Genomic DNA, 25345 nt, shown 5'->3' on the forward strand with positions numbered 1-25345 from the left:
GGACCGGACGACCCCGATGGACCGGACCGCCTCGACGGACCGGACGACCCCGACGGACCGGACGACGCCGACCCGCCCCTCGGTCTCCGCCGCCGGGCTCACCCTGAGCTATCGCGGCACCAGGGCCGTCGACGACGTGACGTTCCGGCTCACCGAAGGTGTCACCGGTCTGCTCGGGCCGAACGGCGCGGGCAAGACGACCCTGCTGCGGATCCTGGCGACGGCGACCCCGCCGGACAACGGCGCCTTCACCGTCCTCGGGCACGACCCGAGGACGGTCCGCGGACGGCAGGACGTACGACGGACCCTGGGCTATCTGCCGCAGAACCCGGGGTTCCACCCGGACTTCACGGCCTTCGAGTTCATCGACTACGTGGCGATCCTCAAGGAGCTGACGGACCGTCGGGCCCGGCACGCCGAGGCCCGCCGGGTCCTGGACGCGGTCGGCCTCGCGGATGTGCGCGGCAGACGGATACGGCGGCTCTCCGGCGGTATGCGCCAGCGCGTCGCGCTCGCCGCGGCCCTGGTCGGCGACCCGGGCTTCCTGGTCCTGGATGAGCCCACGGTCGGCCTCGACCCCGAACAGCGTATGCGGTTCCGGGAGTTGATCGCGGACGCCGGCGAGGGCCGGACCGTGCTGCTGTCCACCCACCAGACCGAGGACGTGGCGATGCTGTGCCATCGGGTGGTGGTGATGGACAGGGGCCAGGTGCGGTTCGACGGGACGGCCGCCGAGCTGACGGCGGTGGCGGCCGGCCGGGTGTGGCACAGCGCGGAGCGGCAGCCGGGTGCCCGCGCCGGATGGCGCACCGGGACGGGCGAGTACCGCAACATCGGGGACCCGCCCCCGGGCGCCCGCCCGGCCGAACCGACGCTGGAGGACGGCTACCTGCTGGCCCTCGGCGCCGACCGGGCCGGGGAGGTCGCGGCATGACGGCGTCGATCGGGACCCGGGTCCCCGCGCCCGCGACCGGGCCGGCACCGGTGCCGGTCCACGGCGGCCGACGGGCGGTCCTCGCACTGGCCCGGGTGGAGGCGCGGCGCCTGCTGCTGCACCCCCTCGTCGTGCTCGCCCTGGTGGCCTATCCGGCGCTGCTGCTCTGGCCGAGCGGCGAGACCGAGGACGCCTATCCGGTCCTCCAGGACATCGACCGCGAGACCCAGCTGGGCCAACTGCTGCTCGGGCTCGCGGTGATGGTCGCGGTGAACCTGGCGGTGCTGCGCTCGCACCGGCGGGGCACGGACGCGACGTTCGCGGTGCTGGCCCTGGAGCCTTGGCGGCGCACGGTCGCCCATCTGCTGTCGGTGCTGCCGACGGTACTGGTCGGAGCGCTCATCGTGGCCGGACAGTTCACGGCGGCGGCGCTGAAGCCCGGGGCGGTGGGCCACGGTTCGGTGTCCGAGCTGGCGACCGGGCCGCTGCTGATCCTGCTGCCCGCGGCCGTGGGCGTACTGCTCGGCAGGGTTCTCAGAACGGCGTTCGCGGCGCCGCTGGCGGTGATCGCCTTCCTGGCGCTCACCATGGTCTTCGTCGCCGACTCGGAGAGCCCGGCCTGGCTGCGCGGGACGGCCCCCGTGCTGTTCGACGAGGGCTCCCGGCCGCTCCCGTCCGAGCTGTTGGGGCGGCCCGCGGCCTGGCACGCGCTGTATCTGCTGGCGCTCGCGGCGCTGGTGGCGGCGGGGGCGGTCCTGCTGAGCGGCGGCCGGACCCGTGCCGTACGGGCCACCGTCCCGGCCGCGCTCGGAGTGGTCGTGGCTACCGTGGTCCTCCAGGGCATGGCGCCGTCGGACGCGGTGCGCGAGGCACGCGAGGTGGCGACCCGTGACCCGGCGAGAACGCAGGACTGCCAGCGGCGCGGGGCGACGACGTACTGCGCCTTCCCCGAGTTCACGCCCTGGATCGGCGAGTGGGCCCGGGTGACGGACCGCGTCCGGTCGCTGGCCGGCGGCACCGGGACGACGCGGGCCCTGACCGTACGGCAGCAGGTCGCCGCGCTCGACGGGCCGTCGGCCACCGCGGAGATCCCGCCCGCCGCGCCCGGCGAGGTGACCGCGACGACGGCGTGGGGCGGCGAACGCGAACTGGAGTTCGCCGCGAGTGTGGCCCGGGGACTGGTCGTGGGACACGAGCGGTACGAGGGCGCGCACTGTGACGCGCGGGGCGTCCTGCTGGTGTGGCTGGCGGTCCGCGGCACCCGGGACGGCGAGGCCATGTTCGAGAAGGCCGGGGAGGGCTTCAACAGCCCCGGTGTGATTCAGGCCCCGGCGGGCGCGGTCGCCCTGCGGGGACGTGAACTCGCCGTGGTGCACGAGCTGTTGGCCGCGCCGCAGGCGGAGGTGGGGCGCCGGGTGAAGGCGTCCTGGGCGGAGCTGTCCGCCGCCGGTACGTCCACCGACCGCGCGGCGGCCCTGCTGGGCGTCACCGCCCCGGCCGAGACCGCCGACGACCGGGAGTACCTGTGCGCGTGAGACGACGGCTCCTGGTGACGGCGGCCCTGGTGCGGCCCACGGCGCGGTCGCTGCCGTGGATCCCGTTCGCCGCCGGCTGGGCCCTGGGACTCGCCGTCGCCGCCGTACCGGCGCTGTTCTCGACGGACCTCCCGGCGGAGGTGCTCGTGAACCTGCTGCGGGTGGCCGCGCTGTGCGGGGCGGTTGGCACGGCGTTCGTCCTCGACGATCCGGCCCGGCACACCACCGGCGTCCCTCCCGTGCCGCGCCCGCTGCGGCAGGCGCTGCGGGTGGCCGTCGTCCTGCCGGTGTGCGCGGTGTGGTGGGCGGCGGTGCTGGCCCTCGTACGGGCGGGCGCCGCACCCGAGGAGTGGGCCGCGCTCCCGCCGGGCGCGCTGACGGTGGAGGCCGGCGTGTTCACCGCGTCGGCGCTCGCCCTGGCCGCCGCGACCGTGCGGTTCAGCGCGACCCTGATGCCGGGCCCGGCGGTGGCGGGTGCGGTACTGGCCCTGCCGATCACGGCCGGGGTGCTCCTCCCGCCCCACCTCACCCTGTTCGTGCCGCCGGGCGACCCGCGCTGGGACGACGCCCATGTGCTGTGGGCCGTCTGCCTCGTCGCCGCCCTCACCGGCTGGCTGCTGTGCGGCCCGGAGCCTCGCCGCCGCCTCGCGGGCAGGCGGCCGGGACGCCGGGGCACGCTCACTGGAAAGCCGGCACGACTTCCTTGATGAACAGCTCCAGCGACTTGCGCTTCTCCTCGTGCGGCAGGCTGTTGTCGATCCAGAAGCTGTACTCGTCGACACCGAGCTCCTGGTAGAAGCGCAGGCGTTCGACGACCTCGGCCGGGGTGCCGATCATCGCGGTGCGGTGCAGGGCCTCCGGCGCGAACTCCGGGCGGCCCTCGAACTTCGACTCCGGGCTGGGCGGCAGGAAGCCGTTGACGGGGGTGGCCTTGTTGCCGAACCAGGCGTCGAAGGTGCGGTAGAAGCGGTTGACGGCCTCGGCGGCCGGGCGCCAGCCCTCGGGGTCGTCGGGGGAGTGGACATGGGTGTGGCGCAGCACCATCAGCTCGGGGCGCGCCACCTCCGGGTGGTTCGCCACGGCGGTGTCGAACTTCCGCTTGAGGTCGACGACTTCCTCGTCGCCCTTCATCAGCGGGGTCACCATGACGTTGCAGCCCTCGGCCACCGCGAAGTCGTGGGAGGCGGGGTCGCGCGCGGCGATCCACATGGGCGGGGTGGGCCGCTGCACCGGCTTGGGCACACTGGTGGAGGTCGGGAACCGCCAGATCTCGCCGTCGTGGGCGTAGTCGCCCTGCCACAACGCCCGGACGGCCGGGACGAGTTCGCGCAGGTGCTTGCCGCCGTCCGCCGCCGGCAGCCCGTCCGCGAGCCGGTCGAACTCGAACTGGTAGGCACCCCGGGCGAGTCCGACCTCCATCCGGCCGTCGCTGATGACATCGAGCAGCGCGCACTCACCGGCGACCCGCAGCGGATGCCAGAACGGGGCGATGATCGTCCCCGCGCCCAGCCGGATGACCGAGGTCTTCGCGGCCAGATGCGCCAGCAGCGGCATCGGGCTCGGGGAGATCGTGTACTCCATCGAGTGGTGCTCGCCGATCCACACCGTGCCGAAACCGCCGGCCTCGGCCATCAGCGTCAGCTCGGTGAGGTTCTCGAAGAGCTGCCGGTGGCTGACCTCCTCGTCCCAGCGCTCCATGTGCACGAACAACGAAAACCTCATGACTGCTCCTCTGCTGCGGCGTGTGCGGCGGCGTCCATCTCCGTGAGGGTGAGGTCACCGGTGGCCCAGTGCGTGCGGGGGACCTCGTGGACGACGACACGGATGTACTCGGGCCGGGTGTTCACGGTGCGCAGGACCGCCTCGTGCACCTCGTGGATCAACTCCCGGATCTGTGCCGGGCTGCGGCCCTCGGCGAGGGTGACGGTGACCTGTGGCATGTCAGCTCCGCATGGTGAACGGGTCGGCCACGGGCTCCTCGCTCGTGTTGATCCAGACGCTCTTGAGCCGGGTGTACTCCTTGACGGTCTCCGTGCCGTGCTCGACACCGACCCCGCTCGTCTTGAAACCCTGGCGCGGTGACATCGGCGACATGGCCCGGTAGGTGTTGACCCACACGGTCCCGGCCTCCAGGCGCGCCGCCATCCGGTGCGCCCGGGACAGGTTCGTCGTCCACACACCGGCCGCGAGCCCGTACTCGGTGTCGTTGGCCAGCCGGACGACCTCCTCCTCGGTGTCGAACGGCATCACCGCGAGGACCGGGCCGAAGATCTCCTCCCGTACGACGCGCATGCCGTTGTCGACGTCCACGAGCACGGTCGGCTCGTAGAACCAGCCCCCGAGGCCGCCGTCCGTGGCCCGGCCGCCGGTCAGCACCCGGGCGCCCTCGTCGCGGCCGAGGTCGACGTATCCGGCGACCTTGTCGCGCTGCCCCTCGAAGGCCAGCGGGCCCAGCTCGGTCTTCTCGTCCAGGGGGTCGCCGATGACGATGCTCCGGGCGCGCTCCGTGACGCGTTCGAGCAGCTCGTCGTAGACCGACCGGTGTGCGAAGACCCGGCTGCCGGCGATGCAGGTCTGTCCGGCGGCGGCGAAGATGCCCGCCACCACCCCCATCGCGGCGTTCGGGACGTTCGCGTCCTCGAAGACGATGTTGGGCGACTTGCCGCCGAGTTCGAGCGTGGAACCGATGAAGCGGCTCGCGGTGGCGGCGGCGATACGCGCCCCCGTCGCCGTGCTGCCGGTGAAGGAGATCTTCGCGAGGTCGCGGTGGTCCACCAGGGCCTGCCCGGCCTCGGCGCCGAACCCGGTGACGACGTTCACCGCGCCCGGCGGGAAGCCCGCTTCGAGCGCCAGCTCGGCGAGCCTCAGCACGGTCGCCGAGGTGTACTCCGAGGGCTTGATCACGACCGTGTTGCCGGCGCACAGCGCGGGCGCCAGCTTGCTGCTGGTCAGGGTCAGCGGGGAGTTCCAGGGGGTGATCGCGCCGACCACGCCCAGGGGTTCGCGGGCCGTGTAGTTGAGCACCCGCCGGTCGGAGGTGGGGATGAAGTCGCCGTGGATCTTGTCGGCGAGCCCGGCGTAGTAGTGGTAGTACTCGGGCAGGGTGGCCAGCTGCCCCCGCATCTCGCGCAGCAGCTTGCCGTTGTCCCGGGTCTCCATACGGGCCAGGTCCTCGGCGTTCTCCGCGATCAGATCGCCCAGCCGGCGCAGCAGATGCCCGCGCCGCGTCTGGCTGAGGTCGCGCCAGCGCGGGTCCTCGAACGCCTTGCGCGCGGCGGTCACGGCCCTGTCGATGTCGGTGGCGTCGCCGCGCGCGGCCCGGTAGAGGACCTCGCGGGTGGCGGGGTTGGCGCTCTCGAAGTACTCGCCCGACGCGGGCTCGACCGATGCCCCGCCGATGACGTGCCGCAGCGTGGTGAGGTCAGACATGGGCGCACTCTCCGATGAAGGTGGTGAGGCGGTCGGCGAACGCCTCCGGGCGCTCGACGGGCAGCATGTGACGCGCTCCGGGGACGATCTCCGCCCGGCAGTCGGGAAGCGCCGCCGCGAGCCGGCGGGTCATCTCCGGCGTGGACCCGGGATCGCGCTCACCGGTCACCGCCAGCGCGGGTACGGCGATGGCGGGCAGATCCGGCGCGAGGTCGGCGTCGGCCGTGGCGAACACGCGGTAGCAGCTCAGGAAGGACCCGGTGTCGTTGGCGAGGAGGGTGGCCTCGGTACGGGCCACCTGGTCGGGCGCGACACCGGTGTCGTCGTACCACCGCTTCAGGGACGCGGCGGCGCTCGCCGGGAAGTCGGCCTCGGCGGCGCGCAGCCGGTCGAGCACGGACGCCCGCTCCTCCGCCGTACGCGCGCACACCGAGCTGACCGAGGTCAGCGTGGCCACCAGCTCCGGGCGGTGCAGGGCCAGGTGCTGGGCGACCAGGGCACCCAGGGAGAACCCGACCAGATGGGAGCCCGCCGGGATGTCGCCGGCCACCCCGGCGGCCAGTTCGGCGAGGGTCACCCCGTCGCGTACGGGCGGGCGGGCGCCGTGGCCCGGCAGATCGGGGGCGATCACGGTGAAACGGTCGGCCAGGAGCGCGGCGGTGGGCTCCCACATGGTGTGGTCGAGCCCGACACCGTGCAGCAGCACCACGGGGGGCTTGCTCATGTATGCCTGGCCTACTGCTCGGTCGAGAGGGGGGCCAGACGCTGCTGGGGGCGCCCCTGGGCGGCGGCGGCCAGCGCGATGACGATCTCGTGCGGATGGGGGGCGTCGGCGATCCGGACCTCGACGGTCTGGTGGTGCGAGCGGATCGTGGCATCGGTGATGTGCTTCAGCGGAATGTCGAACAGCACCCCGGCGGGCCCGCGCTTCTCGACCGCCGGCAGCAGTGTGGTGGCGTTCGCGGCCTTGCGGAAGTGGTCGCCGAACTTCAGCGTGTGGATCAGCGCCGAGCCGTGCTCGATCTCGCCGTCCAGGCCGACGATCGCCGCCTTGCCGTACGCCTCGGCGGGCTCCTCCAGCGCGTCGAGCACCGCCGGGGCCAGCAGCGCGCCGAGGTCGGAGGCGTGCGCCTCGATCCCGGGGTGGAGGTCCTCCACGAAGCCCTGGCCGGCCCAGGGGTTGTCGATCACCGCCGCGACGACCGCGATCCGGGCCGGGCGGGCGAGCGCGCGACCGCCCTCGGTGCGGATCTCCTCGACGACGGTCACGATCTTGCGGACGCTCATGAGGGAACAACCTCCAGGGTTTCGGTGGTGACGACGGGATCGGTCATGCGGTCCCCGATACGGGGGTGCGGACGGGGTCCCGTGGACGCCGCCGCCACGACGACGATCTCGTCGGAGCGCGGGGCGTCGGAGACCCGGGCACTGATGGTCTGGTAGTGGCTGCGGGTCGAGGCCCGGGTCTTGTGCCAGAGCGGGACGACCAGCGTCTCGCCGGCGTCGGCCCGGGTGTCGGCGAAGCAGATGATCGACTCGCCCTGGAGGAACTCGCGCACCAGGTTGCCGAAGTACGGGGTGTGGATGAGGGCCCCGGCGTGCTCGATCTCGCCGGCCGCGCCGACGACGGCGGCCTTGCCGAACGCCTCGATCGCGTCCACGCCGCCCAGGGAGGAGACGAGCCGGTCGGTCAGCAGCCGGGCGAGCACCGGGCCGACACGGGCCTGCTCCCCGGACAGATCGGCCGCGGGGCCGGTGCCCGCCCAGGGGTTCCGGACGACCGCGGCGACACTGGCGCGCCGCGCGGGCCGCGCGGGTCTCTCCCCGGCCTCCGTGAGGACGACGTCGCGGTAGACCACGAGCTTGCGGAGACCGATGCGCTCGTCGAGGTGATCCATGCGCTCTTGCATGCCACAGGACGATAGGTGTCGTCTGTTGGTCGGTCAAGAGGGCGGACGGAACGGCGCTCCGGACGCTCACCTTCCTCTCCGGAAGCGCTCGTTGCAGGCTCTTAACCTGCGGTGATCAGCGATCTTTCGTGTCGGTGCAGGATTCCGCGTACCGAACCCTTGACGCTCCATCGGTGGCGTGCCTTACTGCTGCTTGTATGCCAGACCAGGTGGCCATCGGGCCCCCGGACCCAAGGAGTTCCATGTCCAGTCACCTTGGAGCGGGCGCGGACACAACGCCCGTGTCGACATCGGGGAGCGAGGGGAAGAGCGCCGCGAAAGGCGTCGCGCAGGGCGCCGGGGAAGGAAGCGGAGCCGGCCCCGACGGCGGCAGACTCGGTTCCGTCTTCTGGACCTCGCTCGGGATCTCCGCGATATTCGTGGCCTGGGCGGTGCTCTTCACCGACAACCTGAACAAGGTCACCAACACCTCGCTGAACTGGGTGACGTCCACCTTCGGCTGGTCCTACCTGGTGATCACGCTCGCCATCCTGATCTTCCTGGTGTTCCTGGCCTTCAGCCCCGCCGGCGACATCCGCCTGGGCAAGGACGAGGACCGCCCCGAGTTCTCCACCCCGACCTGGTTCGCCATGATCCTCAGCGCGGTCATGGGCATCGGCCTCGTCTCCTACGGTGTCGCCGAACCGATCTCCCATCTGGCGACGCCCCCGCACGGCCTCGCCGAACCGAACACACCGGCAGCGGCGGTACGCGCCCTGCAGTACTCCTACTTCGACTGGGGTCTGCAGGCCTGGGCGATCTTCGCCGTCTTCGGTCTGGCCATCGCGTACTCGACCCACCGCAAGGGCCGGCGCACCCTGGTCAGCCAGCTGTTCGAGCCGCTGCTCGGCGACCGGGTCAACGGGCCGATCGGCAAGGCCATCGACGTACTCGCCGTGTTCGCCACGCTGTTCGGCACCACGACGTCGCTGGGCCTCGGCGCCCTCCAGGTCAACAACGGTCTCGGCCGGCTGTGGGGGATGCCCGTCAACAACGTGAGCCAGGTGCTCATCATCGCGGTCGTCACCGCGGTCTTCACGCTGTCGGCGGTGACCGGGGTCAGCAAGGGCATCAAGTTCCTGAGCCAGGGCAGCACCGTGCTGGCGATCGCGCTGTTCGTCTTCATGCTGGTCGTCGGCCCGGCCGTGTTCATCGCCAACCTGTACATCGAGTCCGTGGGCCAGTGGGCCACCGACTTCTTCCGGATGAGCCTGCAGGGCACCGCCTTCGGCGGGCTCGAATGGATGCAGTGGTGGACCTACTTCATGATGGCGTGGTGGGTCTCCTGGGGCGCCTTCGTCGGTGTCTTCCTGGCCCGGATCTCGCGGGGCCGCACCATCCGCGGCTTCGTCATGGGTGTCCTCGTCGTCCCCAGCGTGGTGTTCTTCACCTGGTTCACCGTCTTCGGCGGCACCGCCATCCACGTCGACATGTTCGAGAAGGGCGACATCGCCAAACAGACCGCCGCCGACATCAACAGCGCGTTCTTCGCGACCCTCGACCACTTCCCGCTCGCCGGTCTCACCTCGGCGATCGCCGTCCTGCTGGTCGTGATGTTCTTCGTCTCCGGCGCGGACGCCAACACCTATGTGCTGTCGATGATGACCTCCGACGGCTCGCTCACCCCGCGCCGCCCGGTGCTCATCCTCTGGGGCGTCCTCACCGGCGTCACCGCCGTCGTCCTCATGCTCGCCGGCGGACTCAACGCCCTGCAGAACACCGTCATCGTGACGTCCCTGCCGTTCCTCGTGATCATCGCCGGACTGGCGGTGTCCTTCTGGAAGGAACTGCGCTCGGACCGACACGCGTCACGTGCCGCCCTCGCCGCGGACGTCGACGCGGAGACCAAGGAGAAGGCCGATGCCGCACTCTGACCCCCTCACCGACGCCCGTCGCGCGCTCATCGAGAAGACCTGGGCCGCCGCCTGGGGCCACGGTGACGTCGACGCCCTCGACGCCCTGCTCAGCCCGGACTACCTCCGCCACGGCGGGGACCCGCACCCGCAGGACCTGACCGCCTTCAAGGCGGCGATCGTCTCGACCCGCGCGGCCTTCCCCGACCTGGTGACGGCCATCGACGACCTCGTGGTCGAGGGCGACCGGGCCGCGATCCGCTGGCACAGCAGCGGCACCCAGACCAACTCCTTCCTCGGAGTCCCGCCCACCCGGCGCCAGGTCGACGTCAGCGGCGCCACGTTCGCCCGCTTCGAGGGGGACCGGATCGTCGAGGAACATGTGACCTGGGACCCCCGGGCGCTGCTCTCCGCGCTCGGTGTGATCCGGGTGGGACAGGACTGACGATCACGATGACAAGGAGCATTCTCATGGCCCCGCTCGCGGCGAAGCCCGACCTCGACGTGATGAAGCAGGTCAACCGGCGGTTCGTCACCGGTGTCACGGTCGTCACCGCCATGGACGGGGAGACCCCCAGAGGGCTGGCGGTCAACGCGTTCTCCAGCATCTCGCTCGACCCCGCCACCGTGATGGTCTGCGTCCAGCGCACCTCGACCACCCACGACTGTCTGTTCCGGGCGACCCACCTCGCGATCAACATCCTCTCCACGGACCAGCTCGACGTCGTCGCCACCTTCGCCGGCAAGTCCGACGACAAGTTCAAGGAGGTGGAGTGGGAGAGCGGCCCCTTCGGCAGCCCGCTGCTCGCCCGCAGCAGCGCGGCGATGGAGGTCGAGATCCGCGAACGGCTGCAGGCCAGCACCCACACCGTGTTCATCTGCCGTGTGGTGCACGCCGAGGTCGCCGAGAACCATCCGATGGTCTACAGCGCGGGTAAGTTCTTCGACGGCGGCGCGCTGGCGCCACTGGGATGAGGAGGGTTCGGTGAATCGCGAAAAGGGCGAGCCGAAACGGGGGTCTGCCCGGCCGGAGGCCGGTGGAGGGTCGATGCAGGCCAGAGTGATCGCCGACATGCGCCGGCGGATCATCAAGGGCGACATCGAGCCCGGCGCCCCGCTCTCGGAACTCGCCCTCGCGGAGGAGTTCGGCGTCAGCCGTACACCGGTGCGCGAAGCCCTCAAGCAGTTGCAGACCGAAGGACTGGTCGAGATCAGGCCCCGGGTCGGGACGTTCGTCTCCACCCCCTCGCGCCGGGAGATCACCGAACTCTTCGAGATGAAGGAACTCATCGAGGGCGCCGCCGCCCGGCTGCTCGCCCGGCGCGGACGCGTCGCGGAGATCGACCTGCTCGAACGCAATCTGGTCGAGGCCGACGAGGCGGTGGCCCGCGACGACCGGGAGCGGTACGCGGAACTGGTCCAGGAGTTCCACGACCTGCTGATAACCGGAGCCGACAACAGCAAGCTGGAGGCCCACTACCGGATGCTGATGAACCAACTCGCCTACTACTCCCGGCTGGTGCACACCTCGCTGAGCCGGCCGGGCCGCGCCCTGCAGTCGGACCGTGAGCACCACGTCGTCCTCGAACTGATCCTGGAGAAGGACGGCGACAGCGCCGAGCAGGTGATGCGCGAGCACGTCAGGGCCAGCAGACGCGCACTCCTGGCCGGGCTGCCCCTCGGCGGTTCGCACACCTCCTGAGGGTGCGTCAGGGCCGGGTTCCGTCTCCTCGTGGGACGGGACCCGGCCTTCGCGCTTACCGGGAGCTTCCACGGCGGAAATCTCTCCGTAACGCCCAGTGTGTCTACTCGTATGCAACAACGATTCACCACAGTGGACACCCTAAGGAGGGGCCCATGGTGACCGCATCCCCCGATCTCCCTGCTCTCCCCGCACCCCCCGATCTCGCCGAACTCGTCCGCGCCGACGGCGTCGAGTTCGTGCTCGCCCTCTTCGTCGACCTCACCGGCAAGCCCTGCGCCAAGCTCGTCCCGGCCCAGTCCGTCGAGGAACTCCGCGACGAGGGCGTCGGGTTCGCCGGATACGCGGCCGGCGCGCTCGGCCAGCGGCCCAGCGACCCCGACGTCGTCGCCCGCCCCGACGCCACCTCGTACACCCCCGTCCCCTTCGTCAGGCCCGGTCTCGCCCTCGTCCACTGCGACCCGTACGTGGAGGGCGAACCCTGGCCCTACGCCCCGCGCGTCATCCTGCGCCGACTGCTGCAACGGGCCGCCGCGCGGGGGCTGTCGCTGTCCGTGGGCGCCGAGGTCGAGTACTTCCTCGTCGACCGCGACGAACACGGTGTGCTCCGCGTCGCCGACGCCCGGGACACCGCCGCCCGGCCCTGTTACGACGCACGCGGGCTGACCCGGATGTACGACCACCTCACCGCCGTCTCCAGCGCCATGAACTCCCTCGGCTGGGGCAACTACGCCAACGACCACGAGGACGGCAACGGCCAGTTCGAGCAGAACTTCAAGCACGCCGACGCCCTCACCACCGCCGACCGCGTCATCACCCTGCGGTACCTGGTCTCCGTACTGGCCGAACAGCGGGGCATGACGGCCACGTTCATGCCGAAGCCGTTCACCGACCGCACCGGCACCGGCATGCATCTGCACATGTCGCTGTGGCGGGGCGAGGAACCGGCGTTCCCCGACCCGACGGACGAGCGCGGTCTAGGACTCTCCCCGCTCGCCTACTCGTTCGTCGCCGGGATCGTCGAGCACGCGCGGGCTCTCCAGGCCGTCATCGCACCGACCGTCAACTCCTACAAGCGCACCGGTGCGGTGAACACCCACTCAGGCGCCACCTGGTCCCCGCGCATCGCCGGGTACGGCGGCAACGACCGCACCCACTTCGTCCGCGTCCCCGACGGCAACCGCGTCGAACTGCGCGGCGGGGACGGCGCCGCCAACCCCTACCTCGCCGCTGCCGCCGCCCTCGCCGCGGGCCTCGACGGCATCGAACGCGGCCTCGACCCGGGTGAGCCCGGCGCGGCGGGCAAGGGCCCGGAACTCCCGCCGACCCTGCTGCACGCCATGGACGCCCTCCAGGAGGACGAGGTGATCAGCGGTGCGCTGGACGCCGCCGGGACCGGTGTGAGCCGGTACTTCGCCGACCTCAAGCGCGAGGAGTTCTTCGACTGGCACGCCACGGTCGGCCCCTGGGAGCTGGACCGCTATCTGACCGCGTTCTGAGAGGAGTGGGTATGTGCGGAATCGTCGGGCTCCATCTGCGGGAGCCCGCACTCGAACCCCGGCTGGGGCGGCTGCTGGCCGCGATGCTGGGCCAGGTCGTGGAACGCGGCCCCGACTCCGCGGGCGTCGCCGTCTACGGCGACCCGCGCCTCACCCCGCCGGGCACGAACGTCGTCTCCCTGCTGGGCACCTCGAAGGCCGAGGTGGAGGCGGTACTGCCCGGCACGGTGGCCTACGACGCCGACGCCACGACGGTCGTGCACGCACAGGCGGCACGGCTCGCCGCCGCGCTCCCGCACGCCAGGGTCATCGGCTCCGGCGAGGGGTGCGCCGTCCTCAAGGGCACGGGGAATCCGGTGGAGCTGGCGGACGCCTTCGGCCTCGCCGACGTCACCGGCTGGCAGGGTGTCGGCCACACCCGGATGGCCACCGAGTCCGCCGTGACACCGGAGGGCGCCCACCCCTTCTCCGTCGGCCCCGGACAGTGCCTCGTACACAACGGCTCCTTCGCCAACCACGCCACCATCCGGCGTGAACTGCGGGCGCGGGGCGTGGAGTTCGACAGCGAGAACGACTCCGAGGTCGGCGCCCGGTTCGTCGCCGACCAGCTGGCGCAGGGCGTGGACCTGGAGAAGGCCCTGAAGCTGCTCTGCGAACGCTTCGACGGCTTCTACACCCTGCTGGTGTCCACCGGCGACTCCTTCGCCGTCGTCCGGGACGCCATCGCCTGCAAACCGGCGCTCGTCGCCGAGACCGACGCGTGGGTGGCGATGGCCTCCGAATACCGGGCCCTCGACGTCCTCCCGGGCATCGAGCACGCCCGTATCTTCGAACCCGAACCGGAAGAGGTGTACGTATGGCGACGCTGATCGACCTGGCGAACTCCCCGGTGCGGGAGCTCAACCGGGCCCTGCACGCGCCCGGCGGCGCGGACACCTGGCGGGTGCTGAACCCGCGCGGGGCGCACGCCGTCGCCTGCGGCATCCGCGACCGGCTCACCGTCGACATCGAGGGGCACGTCGGCTACTACTGCGCCGGCATGAACCAGCACGCCACGGTCACCGTCCACGGCAACGCGGGCACGGGTGTCGCCGAGAACATGATGTCCGGCACGGTCCGGGTGCACGGCAACGCCTCCCAGTCGGCCGGGGCCACCGCCCACGGAGGTCTGCTCGTCGTCGACGGCGACGCCTCCGCGCGGTGCGGGATCTCCATGAAGGGCGTGGACATCGTGGTCGGCGGCGACGTCGGCCATATGAGCGCGTTCATGGGACAGGCCGGGCGGCTGGTGGTCTGCGGGGACGCGGGCGACGCCCTCGGCGACTCCCTGTACGAGGCCCGGATCTATGTGCGGGGCACGGTCAAGTCCCTCGGCGCCGACTGCGTGGAGAAGGAGATGCGCGACGAACACCGCGTGGAACTCGCCGAGTTGCTGAAGGCCGCCGAGCGGGACGAGGACCCGGCGGACTTCCGGCGGTACGGGTCGGCCCGCGAGCTGTACCACTTCAAGACCGACAACACGGCAGCGTACTGAGGGAGTCGACACCACCATGGAACCCGCGTCCCACGGCCTGCGCGAGTCGGCCACCTTCGACCGCGCCACCGTCCACGCCATCCAGCGTGCCGCCGAGACCGGCGTCTACGACATCCGGGGCTGGGGCGCCAAGCGCAGCCTCCCGCACTTCGACGATCTGCTGCTGCTCGGCGCCTCCATGTCCCGCTACCCCCTGGAGGGCTACCGCGAGCGCTGCGACACGGACGTCGTCCTCGGCGGCCGGAACGCCAAGCACCCGCTCCGTCTGAGGACGCCGGTCACCATCGCCGGGATGAGCTTCGGCGCGCTGTCCGCCCAGGCCAAGGAGGCCCTCGGCCGGGGCGCCAGCGAGGTCGGCACCTCGACGACCACCGGCGACGGCGGGATGACCCCCGAGGAGCGCGGCCACTCCACCCACCTCGTGTACCAGTACCTGCCGTCCCGGTACGGCATGAACCCCGACGACCTGCGCGCCGCCGACGCCATCGAGATCGTCCTCGGCCAGGGCGCCAAACCCGGCGGCGGAGGCATGCTCCTCGGGCAGAAGGTCACCGAACGGGTCGCCGGCATGCGCACACTGCCCGTCGGCGTCGACCAGCGCAGCGCCTGCCGGCACCCCGACTGGACCGGCCCGGACGACCTCGCCATCAAGATCCTCGAACTGCGCGAGATCACCGACTGGGAGAAGCCCGTCTATGTGAAGGTCGGCGCGACCCGCACCTACTACGACGTGAAGCTCGCCGTGCACGCGGGCGCCGACGTCGTCGTGGTCGACGGCATGCAGGGCGGTACGGCCGCCACCCAGGACGTCTTCATCGAACACGTCGGCATCCCCACCCTGGCCGCCCTGCCCCAGGCCGTCCGCGCACTCCAGGAACTCGGCGTCCACCGTGAGGTCCAGCTCGTCGTCTCCGGCGGCATCCGCGGCGGGGCCGACATGGCGAAGGCGCTCGCCCTGGGCGCGGACGCCGTCGCCATCGGCACGGCCGCGCTGATCGCGCTCGGCGACAACCACCCGAAGTACGACGCCGAGTACCGCGCACTCGGCTCGGCGGCGGGCTACTTCGACGACTACCAGGACGGCCGCGACCCCGCCGGCATCTCCACCCAGGACCCGGAACTCGCCGCCCGCCTCGACCCGGTGGCCGCCGGCCGCCGGCTCGCCAACTACCTCCGGGTGATGACCATGGAGGCCCAGACCCTCGCCCGCGCCTGCGGCAAGGCCCACCTGCTGCATCTGGAGCCCGAGGACCTGGTCGCCCTCACCGTCGAGTCGGCGGCGATGGCCCGCGTCCCGCTCGCGGGCACCGACTGGATCCCGGGAGCCGCCCGGTGATCGCGGTGATCGGCGCCGGACTCATGGGCGCCGCCACCGCCTGGCAGCTCGCCCGGCGCGGCCACCAGGTCACGCTGATCGAGGCGTACGCCATCGGCCACCGCCACGGCAGCTCGCACGGCAGCTCCCGGATCTTCCGCCGGGCCTACGCCGACCCCTTCTACGTACGGCTGACCGGGCAGGCGTACGAGCAGTGGCGGGAGCTGGAGCACGACAGCTCGACTCCCCTGCTGCGGAAGACCGGTGGCCTCGACATGGGCGAGGACCGGGACACGGGCGCGATCGCCGCTCTCCTGGAAGCGGCCGGTGTGCCCCATGAACTCCTCGGCCCCGAGGAGGCCGCCGAACGCTGGCCGTACATCCGGGCCACGGGGCCGGTGCTCCACCATCCTGACGCGGGAGTCGTCGACGCCGACGCGACGGTCGCCGCCTGTGTGCGGCGGGCCGTCGAGCACGGCGCGGAGGCGGTCGTCGGCACGCGCGTCACGGGCATCGAGGTCCGGGGCGGGGGCAGGGTGGGGCTGCGTACCGACGACGGCCGGGAGATCGTCGCCGACACGGTCGTGGTCGCGGCCGGAGCCTGGCTGCCCGACCTCCGACTCCCCGTCCCGCTGCCGCCGTTGACGGTGACCCAGCAGCAGGTCTTCCACTTCGGGCAGCGGGACCCCTCCGTCCGGTGGCCGACGCTGATCTGGGACGGAGCCGTGCACCTCTACGGCCTGCCCTCGGGCGGCGACGGCGGCCCGCTCCCCGCGATGAAGATCGCCGAGCACGACCGGGGCCGGCCCACCACCGCCCGCACCCGTGACGGGGTCGTCGACCCGACCTCGCGCGCCCGGGTCAGCGGCTTCGTGAGCGACCGTCTGCCCGGTCTCGTCCCCGACCCGGTGGCCGAGGCGACCTGTCTCTACACCACCACCCCCGACGAGGACTTCGTCCTCGACCGGCACGGTCCCTTCGTCGTCGTCTCCCCGTGCTCCGGCCACGGCGCCAAGTTCACTCCGCTCATCGGGGCGATGGCCGCCGACCTCGCCACCGGCCGGGCGGAACCCCACCCCCGGTTCCGGCTGGACCGGCCGGGCTAGGATGCGGCGGTGGCCGAGCACCCCGAACCCGCAGCCGATTCCCAGGACGCCCAGGAGGCCCGGGACGCCCAGGACGCCCGGGAATCGCGGGGCCTCCAGGACCCCGACGACAAGGCGCTGGAGCGGGTCATCGCGGTCCGGGCCCGCGAGTACCGGCAGGCGGTCGGGCTGTCGGTCGGGGAGATGGCACAGCGGGTCGGGATCTCCAAGGCCATGCTGTCGAAGATCGAGAACGCGCAGACCGCGTGCAGCCTCACCACCCTCTCCCGCCTCGCCCGCGGCCTCGACGTCCCGGTCACCGCGCTGCTGCGGGGCATGGACGACGAGCGCGAGGCCGTCTTCGTCCCCGCCGGGCACGGCGCCCTGATCGTGCGGCGCGGCACCCGGGTCGGCCACGAGTACGCGCAGCTCGGCTCGTTGCGGGGCGCCCACAAACGCATGGACGCCCTGCTGGTCACCCTGACCGAACAGAGCGAGGTCTTCCCGCTCTTCCAGCACGCCGGAACCGAGATCATCTACATGCTGGAAGGCGTCATGGTCTACGGCCACGGCAAGTCCAGCCACACCCTCCACCCCGGCGACGCCCTCCAGTTCGACGGCGAGGCCCCGCACGGCCCCGAACGCCTGGTCGAACTCCCGATCCGCTTCCTCACGGTGACGGCGTTCGGGGACAGCCCGGCCCACTGAGCCCCGCCGCCCCGTTCACCCACCCGTGGCGGCGCGGGTGCGGCCACCGACCGGGCGGGAGACCCTTGGCTGCCCCCACCCGGAGGAGAGCGACCATGACCGGACCGGCCCACACGGCCCCGCACGAGGTGCGCCGGATCACCCTGGACGCGGCCGGACTGCCGCTGTCGGCCCTGCTCTGCGAGCCGTCCGGCGGCTCCCCGCGGGCCGTCGTGGTCGCCGTGCACGGTGGCGGCATGAACGCGGGCTACTTCGACTGCCGGGCCCACCCCCGGCAGTCGCTGCTGACCCTGGGAGCGAGCCTCGGCTACACGGTGCTCGCCCTGGACCGGCCGGGCTACCGGCACTCCGCCGCCCGGCTGCCCGAGGGCCAGGAACTGGCGGAACAGGCCGTGTCCCTGCGCGCTGCCCTGCACGACTTCGCCTCCCGTCACGACACGGGCGGGGGCCTGTTCCTGCTGGCCCACTCCTACGGCGGCAAGGTGGCCCTCACCGCCGCCGCCGACCCCGCCCCGCCGCACCTGCTGGGGCTGGACATCTCCGGCTGCGGCCATCTGTACGCCGTCGAGCCGCACGAACTGCCCACCGACCCCGACGACCGGGGCCGACTGCGCCGGAGCTGGGGGCCGCTGCGGCTGTATCCCTCGGGCACCTTCCTGGAGAGCGGCACGATCGTCGAGCCCGTGCCCGCCCTGGAACGGGCCGAGCTGGCGCGCTGGCCGCGGCTGTTCCGCACCACGGCACCCCGGGTCCGGGTACCGGTACGGCTGACCTTCGCCGAGCACGAGGCATGGTGGCGCCACGACGAGGAGGCCCTCGCCGATCTGGCCGCGCACTTCACGGCCGCGCCGCGCGTGAGCGTGGACCGCCAGCCCGGGGCCGGGCACAACATCAGCCTGGGCTGGGCCGCCCGCTCCTACCATCTGCGGGCCCTCGCGTTCCTGGAGGACTGCCTGACCGCCCGGGAGACCACCCTTCCGCCGCGCGCCGCCCGCCCCGAGCCGTCGGCGACGCTCTCCTGACCGTGCCCGGCGGGCCGCGGACCGCGCCCGGCGGGTCCCGGGGCGTACCCAAGGCGCTCAGGACCGTCTTCCGGTCGCTGGCCGTCCGCAACTTCCGGCTCTTCGCCTGCGGACAGGTGCTCTCGGTGTCCGGGACCTGGATGATGGTCGTCGCCCAGGACTGGCTCGTCCTCTCCCTCACCGACGACTCCGCCACCGCCCTGGGAGCGGTCACCGCCGCGCAGTTCGCCCCGCTGCTGCTGCTCACCCTCCACGGCGGCCTCATCGCCGACCGGTACGACAGACGCCGGACGCTGACGGTGTGCAACCTCGTCTCCGGTACCTGCGCGCTCGGGCTCGCCGTCCTCGACCTCGGCGGCGCGGTCCGGCTGTGGCACGTGATCCTCTTCGCCCTCTGCCTCGGTACCGTCAACGCCGTCGAGGTCCCCACCCGGATGTCCTTCGTCAGCGAACTGGTCGGCACCGACCTGCTGCCCAACGCGTCCGCCCTGAGCGCCGCGTACTTCACCATCGCCCGGGTGATCGGCCCGGCCGTCGCCGGTCTGCTCATCGCCGGCTTCGGCACCGGCGCCGTCATGGTCCTGAACGCCGTGAGCTATCTGGCCGTGGTCGCCGGGCTGCGGATGATGCGGCCCTCGGAACTACGGTTCGTCGACCGGGACGGCCGGGCCCGGATCACGGACGGCCTGCGCCACCTGGCCTCCCGCCCGGACCTCGTCACCCCCCTGACGCTGGTGCTGTTCATCAGCTTGTTCGGCCTGAACTTCCAGCTCACGCTTCCCCTGCTCGCCAAGACGGTCCTCCACGCCGACGCCGCCTCGTTCGGACTGCTCACCGCCGCCTTCGCGGCGGGCTCCCTCGTCGCCGCCCTCGCGGGCACGGCCCGGCGGGGACGCCCGTCCGCCCGTACGGTGTTCGTCGCCGCGCTCGCCTTCGGCGCGATGGAGACCGCGGCGGGCCGGGCCTCCACCTTCGCGAGCGCGACCGTGCTGCTGGCGGGCACGGGATGCGCCGCCCTCTGGTTCACCCAGGCCGCCAACCACCGGATCCAGCTGGGCAGCGACCCCCGGTACCGGGGCCGGGTGCTCGCCGTCCACACCCTGATCATGCAGGGCACCACCCCGCTGGGCGCCCTCCTCATCGGCTGGGCGACCGTGCGGCTCGGCGCCCGGGGCGGTCTGTACGTGGGCGGCGCGGTCTCGGTGGCCGCGACCCTCGCCGTCCTGCTCGTCGACCGGATCCGAGCGCACCGCCGGACGGTACGACCGGAACCGGCCGAAGCGATCGAGCGTTCAGGTGGGTGAACAGCGCCGACCTGCCCACGGCGGACGCCGGCGTACCGTCACGAGCCTCCGACGGTCGGACGCGTGGGCGCGGGAAAGCTCTCGCGCTGGGCCTCGTACAGGTTGGCCGGCCGTACGGCGTGCGGGCGACCGTACAGCTCCAGGCGCGTGTGCAGGTCGCCCGTGAAGTCGGGGACGTCGATCTGGTCGAACTCCCGGACCTCGTCGATGCCGACGGTGGCCGAGTACGGGGCCAGCCCGTCGATTCTGACCAGGCCCGCGCGGGCGTTGGTGACCCGGATGTTCCAGTGGGTGAAGCGCGCCCCGAACAGTGGCCCGGCGCTCGCGTCCCCGCCGTGGCGGCCGTTGTTGTTCAGGGTGATGTCCGTGCGGACGTTGGCGAAGGGCAGGCCGCGGTGGCTGTCGAAGGTGCCCATCCGCATGTCGCCGCGTGACCAGACGTTGTAGGAGGACAGCCCCTCGACGTTGATGCCGTGCAGTTGGGTGTTCGAGGGCGCGGGGCCGGTGCGCTCCTCGATGGTGAAGTCCTCGATCAGGTTGTCGTGCGAGCCCTCGCGGCAGAAGTAGGGGTGGTGGGAGCCCCGGCCGGTGACACGTGTCCGTCGTAGGGTGCACGCCGAGGAGGACACCAGACCGAAGCCGTTGTCGACGTGCCGGACCGTCACGTCGTCCACCCAGCAGTCGTACGCGCACTGCAGCACGACCCCGTTGTGCCCCTTGTCCAGCAGATGCGGCTGCTGCGGGGTCTCCGCCGCCTCCAGCGTCAGGCCCTCCACCCCGGAGCCTGTCAACTCCGTTGCGTGCGTGGTGAGCCGAGGGTTCCACTCGGGGCGTACGTCGAGCGGGAGCGGTCGTTCGAGGGTGACCTTCCGGCCCCGCACCCGGACGATCCGCACGGGCCACTCGTAGGGGACGTACGACGTCAGTTTCGTCTTGTCGTCCCAGGAGTAGGCCGCCGGCCCCGGGCCGTCCCCGCACATGTGCCGGAGCAGGGTGTGGTCCGCGTCGTCGGCCAGCCGGAGGAGGACCAGGGCGCCGGGGCGCAGGGGCGACGGGTCCGTCACCGTGATCGTCCAGGAACCGCGCCGGGCCGGGGCGACCGCCGTGAGGGGACGCCACTCGTCGCGCGCGTTGCCCGTCCACCCCTCGAAGGGCCATGCCTTCGCCCGGATCGCGGCGACGAGAGAGGCCAGGCGGTCCCGGGGCGCCAGCCAGATGAGCCCTCCCGCCCAGGACCAGCCCGACTTGTCGCCGCCGTAGCGGGAGCCGTACGCCCCGATCAGCTCGGTGAGGTTCCTGGTCGCGTACAGCGTGGTACGGCCGCTGCCCGCGCCCTTGAGGATCACCTGCGACCGGTCGAGGCGGATCACGTCGTCGATGCGGAAGGTGCCGGGCGGGAGGGCGACCGTGCCGCCGCCGGCCCGGCCCGCGGCGGCGATGGCCCGGTTGATCGCGGGAGCGGAGTCGGTCGTGCCGTCCGCCACGGCGCCGAAGTCCCGTACGTCGGCGACCACGGGGCGCCGGGGCGGGCGGACCGCGCCCGCGTGACAGCCCGCCCGTCCGACGTACGGGATCTGCGGATGCGTGAAGGGGGCGCGGATCAACTCCCGCCACAGGAGCGGGGTGCCGTTCGGCCGGGTTCCCGGTCCGGCCGCCGCGGCGGCACCGGAACCGGCCGCGACGGCGATCGCGCTTCCCAGCAGGGTTCTCCTGGTCATGCTTCCAGTCATGCCCATGACATTCAGATGGCCGCTCGTGGCCCTGTGTGCGTCTCTCATGCCCGTTCGCCCTTCCCATGGTCTTTCATGGATGTGAACGACGTTCAGATGTGCGCTGAGCGGTGAGCATGCCACGAGCTGCTGAAGGGGGAAAGGCCTGATGCGGACTCAGTCGCCGGGCAACCCCCAGCGCGGTGTGGGCCCGTTCGGGCGTACGGGCCGGACGCCCAGGTCGGGGCGGTCGCCCCGGGCGGTGATCAGCGCCGACTCGCCCCTGCGCAGCGACACCCGGATCGCGCCGTCACCGGCGGGGGAGTACCGCAGTGGACGCCCCCGCCCGTCCCGTACGTCGACCGGCCCCGTGATCCCGTGCCGCACCACGCAGGGGGCTCCCGCCTCACTGGCCAGCCGCACCCAGCGGGTGGCACCGCCCTGACGGCGCGCGCTCAGCAGGAAGGCGCCCTCGGTGCGGAAGTCGTGCACCGCCACCTCGGTCCACGCGGCGGGCAGGGCGGGAAAGACCCGGATGACGCCGCCCCACGACTGGCACACCATGTCGTGCAGCGACTGGGCCGCGGACAGGGGTGTCTCGATGACCGGCCCCGACTCCTGGTACATCGTGTTGGGCTTGATGAAGCGGGTCATCAGCTCACCGAGGTACCGCAGCGCGTCCTCGCCCTTGCCCAGCAGTGCGGAGATCGAGGCGGCGCCGGTGAAGGTGTAGCCCTGGAGGGCGCCCTCGAAGCCCACCCAGTGTTCCAACGACCGCTCGATCAGGGCGCGTTCGGCGGGATCGCGGCCGGTCACCTCGTACAGCGGGTAGACCGCGAGCAGATGGGAGTAGTGCCGGTGCGACTTCGCGAACGGAAGGTCCGCGCCGATCATGAACCCGTTCTCGTCCGTCGGATACGGGGCGCGCTTGCGCAGCACCTCTCGCCAGCGGGGCGCCGACGGGTCGTCCACGCCCAGGAGTTCGGCGGCTTCGAGGAGGGTGCGGCAGCCCCAGGTCAGGAGCATCAGGTCGTAGTTGCAGTCCCGTGAGTTGCCGCCGTACTCGGGGGAGAAGGTGGCGGGCAGATGCAGCCGGCCGTCGGGGCCGGGTTCGAGGAAGTGCAGGTAGTAGTTGATCGCCCCGCGCAGCAGCGGGAACAGGACGTCCCGCAGGATCGACTCGTCCATGGTGTGCCGGTAGCTGAGCCAGACGTTGTGCAGCGCCCAGGTCAGATTGCCGACCTCGGGTGTCGGCGGGTCCTGGCCGGGGACACCGACGCCGTATCCCATCAGGGCACTGGCCGCGCCGTTGACCAGGCTCGGATCGGTGGTGCGGGGGATACCGAGCGAGTCGGCCCGGTACGGGGCGGGCACCTCCTTGGCGAGATTGTCCCGGTACTCGCCCAACGCCCGTGTGATCGCGTCGAGTTCGAGATGGTTGGAGCCGTGGACGAGCCAGTACTCCAGCTGTGCGTTGAGGTTCCACCAGGTGTTGGGCCAGGGCGTCGGTTCCAGCCAGGGGCCGCAGGTCGCCATCACCGGGGCGTCGCGGCGGGCGGCGGAGGCGGTCTTGTAGAGCTGGATCCAGTAGAACCGCTGGATCCGGGCGTCCGGGACGGACAGGAAGCCCTTCCGGTAGAAGGCGTGCCACCAGGAGCGATGGGGCGCGGCCAGCCCGGAGTACGGCAGCCGGGCCGCGGCGCGGACCGCCGCGAGGGCCCGGCCCAGAGCGGTCGTCCGCGGATACGAGTGCGCGACATGCGCGTACAGCGTCCGCGTCCGCCCCCCGGTCCGCTCCCGCCACGCGGTCACATGCTGCCCGCCGGCCAGCAGCGGCTGTACGGCGGCCCGTACGCCGTCGTGGTCGCGGACCTCGGCGGGCGGGTTGCCGCGATAGCCGTCCGGCAGGGGTTTGAAGGCGGCCCGGGGGCTGATCGCGTCCGCCGGGTGGAACACCCAGCGGAAGTCACGCTCACCCCTGCTGGGTGTCACCTCCACGGCGAGCAGGGAGCGGTCGTTGTGCACGAGTGCCCGCAGGGACAGCGTGCCCCTCTCCGTGGTGAGGGTGCCGGTCAGCTCGGCGTCCCGCAGGGACAGCCGCCAGTCCACACCGGTGATCGCACCGACCGGCTCCAGCGTGAAGTGCCCGATCGGCAGCCGGGCGAGCCCGAACAGTGAGCCGAACTCCGGCCTGTGGTCCTGCACCTCGGAGTGCTGGACATTGAAGCGCACGGCCGTCGGCGCGGCGCCCGGCGCGCTGCCCGGCTCGGCGTAGATCCCGGAGCCGAGGAGGCCGTTGCCGAGGAAAGGGCCCTCGTACCAGGTCGTCGGCAGCCGCCGCCAGACCATGTCGGCGTCGTCGAGGACGGCACGCCAGGGGTCGACGGGAGGCGCCGCCGCGGCGGTCTGCGCGGGCAGCCCCGTGGCCAGCAGGGCGCCACCGACGGCGGACCCGGTGGCGAGAACGGTACGTCTGGACGGATCGGACGCGGAGGGAGAGGTCATGGTGCCTCCAAACAGGCTCACGCGAATCATCGGAGCAATACCGCGATGAAACTTAGGGACAGAGGTGAGCGTGCGTCAATGAGGCAGTCAGTAAGGCGTCAATGAGGCGCCAATATGGCGAAAGATGGGCAGTGGGGGAGAGGTGGGGGAGAGGTGGGGCGGCGGTGGGACGGCGGCGAGGCGAGTCCATAGCTCCGATGTATGGACGGGAGTTGACTCAACGTCGGCTCACTCCGGCCGCATCCACGCCCGGGTCCCGAACGACGCGCACGCCCTGGACGCCACCTCGGCGGCTCCACGCAGCGCCTCGGCGAAGCCCCGTGCCGTCACCTCGTCCCGGACCGCGAGGCCATGGGCGAGCGCCCCGTGCAGGACGTCACCCGCGCCCAGCGTGTCCACCACCCGTGCGGCCGGGACCTCCACCGTGCCCCCGCCGTCCGGACCCGCCCACACCAGGGGCCGCCCGCCCCGGCTGACCGCCGACCACCCGACCCCGTGGTCCCGCAGGAACCGCAGGGTCTGTGCCGGTGCACTCGTGCCGGGCGGACGGAAGTCGTCGGAGCAGACCGCCACGTCGACCGACGCCAGCAGCCTTTCCGTACCCCTCTTCCAACTGCCCCCGTCGAAGACGGTCCGACGGCCGGCGGCACGCGCCGCGCGGGCGGCGGAGACCGCCAACTCCATGTGATGACCGTCGAGTTCGACGATGTCGCAGGCCGCCACGAGCGCGTCGAGATCGTCGGGCGGGGCGAGCCGGTGACCCGCGGCGTTGGTCGAGGCGACGGCACGTTCCCCGGTGGACGCGGTCACCAGCACGGACGACACGGCGGGCGGACCGGCCGAGTCACCCGCCAGATCCACCACGGTCACCCCCCGCTCCTCCAGGTCCGCCGCGACCACGGCCCCCAGCGGATGCCGGCCGATCGCGCTCAGCAGCGTCGCCGAGCCGCCCAGATGCGCGAACGCGACAGCCGCGTTCGCCGCCGGACCGCCCGCCGCCACGACCTGGTCCCGAGCGGTCAGCTTCTCGTTCGCCCCCGGCGCCCGGTCGACGAGCTGGACGACATCCAGCGTGCACAACCCGACGAACAGACCACGAGGCTCCCGCCCCGCCACCGACCGCACCGGCCCCGGCGCCGACTCCGTCACGACGACCCACTCTCCCGTCGCCCGGCCGCCCCGGCGACGCATCACGGCCTCGACTCTCCCTGGGCGGAGGGTACGTCCACGGACGGTCACCGAGTCTTCGAATGATGCGAAGC

24 protein-coding genes are annotated in these 25345 nt (G+C 72.2%); 15 read left to right on the forward strand and 9 right to left on the reverse strand.

Going from position 1 to position 25345, the window contains the following annotated elements; all coding sequences use genetic code 11:
* Positions 1-16 precede the first annotated feature (16 nt).
* Genes J8M51_RS30260 through J8M51_RS30270 form a run of 3 tightly spaced genes read left to right on the forward strand, consistent with a single transcriptional unit; the run spans position 17 to position 3176 of the window.
* Complete coding sequence (locus tag J8M51_RS30260; protein WP_267299715.1) at positions 17-934, forward strand: ABC transporter ATP-binding protein; 918 nt, start codon at positions 17-19, stop codon at positions 932-934.
* Positions 931-2469, forward strand: a complete 1539-nt coding sequence (locus J8M51_RS30265) for a hypothetical protein (RefSeq protein ID WP_086758400.1) — start codon at positions 931-933, stop codon at positions 2467-2469. Before J8M51_RS30260 ends, J8M51_RS30265 begins: the two co-directional genes overlap by 4 nt.
* Positions 2466-3176, forward strand: a complete 711-nt coding sequence (locus J8M51_RS30270) for an ABC transporter (RefSeq protein WP_179203226.1) — start codon at positions 2466-2468, stop codon at positions 3174-3176. The genes J8M51_RS30265 and J8M51_RS30270 overlap by 4 nt, the downstream gene beginning before the upstream one ends.
* On the opposite strand, the gene J8M51_RS30275 is transcribed toward J8M51_RS30270, so the two are convergent.
* From J8M51_RS30275 to J8M51_RS30300, 6 genes are read right to left on the reverse strand one after another with little or no spacing between them, the layout of a single operon-like run.
* Complete coding sequence (locus tag J8M51_RS30275) at positions 3148-4191, reverse strand: LLM class flavin-dependent oxidoreductase (RefSeq protein WP_086758398.1); 1044 nt, start codon at positions 4189-4191, stop codon at positions 3148-3150. The two genes, J8M51_RS30270 and J8M51_RS30275, sit on opposite strands and share 29 nt — an antisense overlap.
* Positions 4188-4409: a tautomerase family protein gene (locus J8M51_RS30280; protein WP_086758396.1), complete on the reverse strand. Its 222-nt coding sequence runs from the start codon at positions 4407-4409 to the stop codon at positions 4188-4190. Before J8M51_RS30280 ends, J8M51_RS30275 begins: the two co-directional genes overlap by 4 nt.
* Before the next feature lies 1 nt (position 4410).
* Positions 4411-5898, reverse strand: a complete 1488-nt coding sequence (locus J8M51_RS30285) for an aldehyde dehydrogenase (protein WP_086758394.1) — start codon at positions 5896-5898, stop codon at positions 4411-4413.
* Positions 5891-6622: an alpha/beta fold hydrolase gene (locus J8M51_RS30290; RefSeq protein WP_086758392.1), complete on the reverse strand. Its 732-nt coding sequence runs from the start codon at positions 6620-6622 to the stop codon at positions 5891-5893. The genes J8M51_RS30285 and J8M51_RS30290 overlap by 8 nt, the downstream gene beginning before the upstream one ends.
* A gap of 11 nt (positions 6623-6633) precedes the next feature.
* Positions 6634-7185, reverse strand: coding sequence for an amino acid synthesis family protein (locus J8M51_RS30295; RefSeq protein ID WP_216587932.1), 552 nt, complete (start codon positions 7183-7185; stop codon positions 6634-6636).
* Positions 7182-7808, reverse strand: coding sequence for an amino acid synthesis family protein (locus tag J8M51_RS30300; RefSeq protein WP_086756118.1), 627 nt, complete (start codon positions 7806-7808; stop codon positions 7182-7184). Before J8M51_RS30300 ends, J8M51_RS30295 begins: the two co-directional genes overlap by 4 nt.
* 242 nt (positions 7809-8050) lie before the next feature.
* On the opposite strand from J8M51_RS30300, the gene J8M51_RS30305 reads away from it, so the two are divergent.
* The 12 genes from J8M51_RS30305 to J8M51_RS30360 all read left to right on the forward strand — a co-directional run bounded on the left by J8M51_RS30305 (position 8051) and on the right by J8M51_RS30360 (position 19869).
* A complete protein-coding gene (locus tag J8M51_RS30305) occupies positions 8051-9721 on the forward strand; it encodes a BCCT family transporter (protein ID WP_086756116.1) in 1671 nt (556 codons plus the stop codon).
* Positions 9708-10145, forward strand: coding sequence for an ester cyclase (locus J8M51_RS30310; protein WP_086756115.1), 438 nt, complete (start codon positions 9708-9710; stop codon positions 10143-10145). Before J8M51_RS30305 ends, J8M51_RS30310 begins: the two co-directional genes overlap by 14 nt.
* 26 nt (positions 10146-10171) lie before the next feature.
* The gene (locus tag J8M51_RS30315; RefSeq protein WP_086756113.1) at positions 10172-10675 is read left to right on the forward strand and encodes a flavin reductase family protein; all 504 of its coding nucleotides are present in this window, start codon (positions 10172-10174) and stop codon (positions 10673-10675) included.
* A gap of 73 nt (positions 10676-10748) precedes the next feature.
* Positions 10749-11402: a GntR family transcriptional regulator gene (locus J8M51_RS30320; protein ID WP_086756111.1), complete on the forward strand. Its 654-nt coding sequence runs from the start codon at positions 10749-10751 to the stop codon at positions 11400-11402.
* 155 nt (positions 11403-11557) lie between these two features.
* Positions 11558-12901 carry a type III glutamate--ammonia ligase gene (gene glnT / locus J8M51_RS30325; RefSeq protein ID WP_086756110.1) on the forward strand — a complete coding sequence of 448 codons (1344 nt, stop codon included), beginning with the start codon at positions 11558-11560 and terminating at the stop codon, positions 12899-12901.
* Positions 12902-12912: 11 nt separating this feature from the next.
* Positions 12913-13770, forward strand: coding sequence for a class II glutamine amidotransferase domain-containing protein (locus J8M51_RS30330; protein ID WP_086756108.1), 858 nt, complete (start codon positions 12913-12915; stop codon positions 13768-13770).
* A complete protein-coding gene (locus J8M51_RS30335; RefSeq protein WP_086756107.1) occupies positions 13758-14435 on the forward strand; it encodes a GltB/FmdC/FwdC-like GXGXG domain-containing protein in 678 nt (225 codons plus the stop codon). Before J8M51_RS30330 ends, J8M51_RS30335 begins: the two co-directional genes overlap by 13 nt.
* 16 nt (positions 14436-14451) lie before the next feature.
* The gene (locus tag J8M51_RS30340) at positions 14452-15771 is read left to right on the forward strand and encodes an FMN-binding glutamate synthase family protein (RefSeq protein ID WP_086756105.1); all 1320 of its coding nucleotides are present in this window, start codon (positions 14452-14454) and stop codon (positions 15769-15771) included.
* A complete protein-coding gene (locus tag J8M51_RS30345) occupies positions 15768-16856 on the forward strand; it encodes an FAD-dependent oxidoreductase (protein WP_267299599.1) in 1089 nt (362 codons plus the stop codon). Before J8M51_RS30340 ends, J8M51_RS30345 begins: the two co-directional genes overlap by 4 nt.
* Positions 16857-16865: 9 nt before the next feature.
* Positions 16866-17543, forward strand: a complete 678-nt coding sequence (locus J8M51_RS30350; RefSeq protein WP_256966347.1) for an XRE family transcriptional regulator — start codon at positions 16866-16868, stop codon at positions 17541-17543.
* Positions 17544-17638: 95 nt separating this feature from the next.
* Positions 17639-18565 (forward strand): alpha/beta hydrolase, encoded by a 927-nt coding sequence (locus J8M51_RS30355; protein ID WP_179203537.1) that lies wholly within the window; start codon positions 17639-17641, stop codon positions 18563-18565.
* Between the two features lie 2 nt (positions 18566-18567).
* The gene (locus J8M51_RS30360) at positions 18568-19869 is read left to right on the forward strand and encodes an MFS transporter (protein ID WP_218781495.1); all 1302 of its coding nucleotides are present in this window, start codon (positions 18568-18570) and stop codon (positions 19867-19869) included.
* Between the two features lie 38 nt (positions 19870-19907).
* Here J8M51_RS30360 and J8M51_RS30365 read toward each other — a convergent pair whose 3' ends face one another.
* The 3 genes from J8M51_RS30365 to J8M51_RS30375 all read right to left on the reverse strand — a co-directional run bounded on the left by J8M51_RS30365 (position 19908) and on the right by J8M51_RS30375 (position 25274).
* On the reverse strand, positions 19908-21587 hold the full coding sequence (locus tag J8M51_RS30365) for a glycosyl hydrolase family 28-related protein (protein WP_398857141.1): 1680 nt from the start codon (positions 21585-21587) through the stop codon (positions 19908-19910).
* Between the two features lie 168 nt (positions 21588-21755).
* The gene (locus J8M51_RS30370) at positions 21756-24083 is read right to left on the reverse strand and encodes a glycosyl hydrolase family 95 catalytic domain-containing protein (RefSeq protein WP_267299600.1); all 2328 of its coding nucleotides are present in this window, start codon (positions 24081-24083) and stop codon (positions 21756-21758) included.
* A gap of 228 nt (positions 24084-24311) precedes the next feature.
* Positions 24312-25274, reverse strand: coding sequence for a PfkB family carbohydrate kinase (locus J8M51_RS30375; RefSeq protein WP_267299716.1), 963 nt, complete (start codon positions 25272-25274; stop codon positions 24312-24314).
* Positions 25275-25345: the final 71 nt, after the last annotated feature.

The sequence above is a fragment of the Streptomyces griseiscabiei genome (genome assembly GCF_020010925.1).
In the GTDB taxonomy this organism is placed as follows: domain Bacteria; phylum Actinomycetota; class Actinomycetes; order Streptomycetales; family Streptomycetaceae; genus Streptomyces; species Streptomyces griseiscabiei.

Bases quoted from the DNA above. Each gene is read 5' to 3' on its own strand.
- J8M51_RS30265 (WP_086758400.1), top strand. From the start codon at position 931: ATGACGGCGTCGATCGGGACCCGGGTCCCCGCGCCCGCGACCGGGCCG.
- glnT (WP_086756110.1), top strand. From the start codon at position 11,558: ATGGTGACCGCATCCCCCGATCTCCCTGCTCTCCCCGCACCCCCCGAT.
- J8M51_RS30370 (WP_267299600.1), bottom strand. From the start codon at position 24,083: ATGACCTCTCCCTCCGCGTCCGATCCGTCCAGACGTACCGTTCTCGCC.
- J8M51_RS30315 (WP_086756113.1), top strand. From the start codon at position 10,172: ATGGCCCCGCTCGCGGCGAAGCCCGACCTCGACGTGATGAAGCAGGTC.
- J8M51_RS30375 (WP_267299716.1), bottom strand. From the start codon at position 25,274: ATGCGTCGCCGGGGCGGCCGGGCGACGGGAGAGTGGGTCGTCGTGACG.
- J8M51_RS30300 (WP_086756118.1), bottom strand. From the start codon at position 7,808: ATGCAAGAGCGCATGGATCACCTCGACGAGCGCATCGGTCTCCGCAAG.
- J8M51_RS30355 (WP_179203537.1), top strand. From the start codon at position 17,639: ATGACCGGACCGGCCCACACGGCCCCGCACGAGGTGCGCCGGATCACC.
- J8M51_RS30310 (WP_086756115.1), top strand. From the start codon at position 9,708: ATGCCGCACTCTGACCCCCTCACCGACGCCCGTCGCGCGCTCATCGAG.
- J8M51_RS30295 (WP_216587932.1), bottom strand. From the start codon at position 7,185: ATGAGCGTCCGCAAGATCGTGACCGTCGTCGAGGAGATCCGCACCGAG.
- J8M51_RS30285 (WP_086758394.1), bottom strand. From the start codon at position 5,898: ATGTCTGACCTCACCACGCTGCGGCACGTCATCGGCGGGGCATCGGTC.
- J8M51_RS30365 (WP_398857141.1), bottom strand. From the start codon at position 21,587: ATGACCAGGAGAACCCTGCTGGGAAGCGCGATCGCCGTCGCGGCCGGT.
- J8M51_RS30330 (WP_086756108.1), top strand. From the start codon at position 12,913: ATGTGCGGAATCGTCGGGCTCCATCTGCGGGAGCCCGCACTCGAACCC.
- J8M51_RS30305 (WP_086756116.1), top strand. From the start codon at position 8,051: ATGTCCAGTCACCTTGGAGCGGGCGCGGACACAACGCCCGTGTCGACA.
- J8M51_RS30340 (WP_086756105.1), top strand. From the start codon at position 14,452: ATGGAACCCGCGTCCCACGGCCTGCGCGAGTCGGCCACCTTCGACCGC.
- J8M51_RS30320 (WP_086756111.1), top strand. From the start codon at position 10,749: ATGCAGGCCAGAGTGATCGCCGACATGCGCCGGCGGATCATCAAGGGC.
- J8M51_RS30260 (WP_267299715.1), top strand. From the start codon at position 17: ATGGACCGGACCGCCTCGACGGACCGGACGACCCCGACGGACCGGACG.
- J8M51_RS30280 (WP_086758396.1), bottom strand. From the start codon at position 4,409: ATGCCACAGGTCACCGTCACCCTCGCCGAGGGCCGCAGCCCGGCACAG.
- J8M51_RS30290 (WP_086758392.1), bottom strand. From the start codon at position 6,622: ATGAGCAAGCCCCCCGTGGTGCTGCTGCACGGTGTCGGGCTCGACCAC.
- J8M51_RS30335 (WP_086756107.1), top strand. From the start codon at position 13,758: ATGGCGACGCTGATCGACCTGGCGAACTCCCCGGTGCGGGAGCTCAAC.
- J8M51_RS30275 (WP_086758398.1), bottom strand. From the start codon at position 4,191: ATGAGGTTTTCGTTGTTCGTGCACATGGAGCGCTGGGACGAGGAGGTC.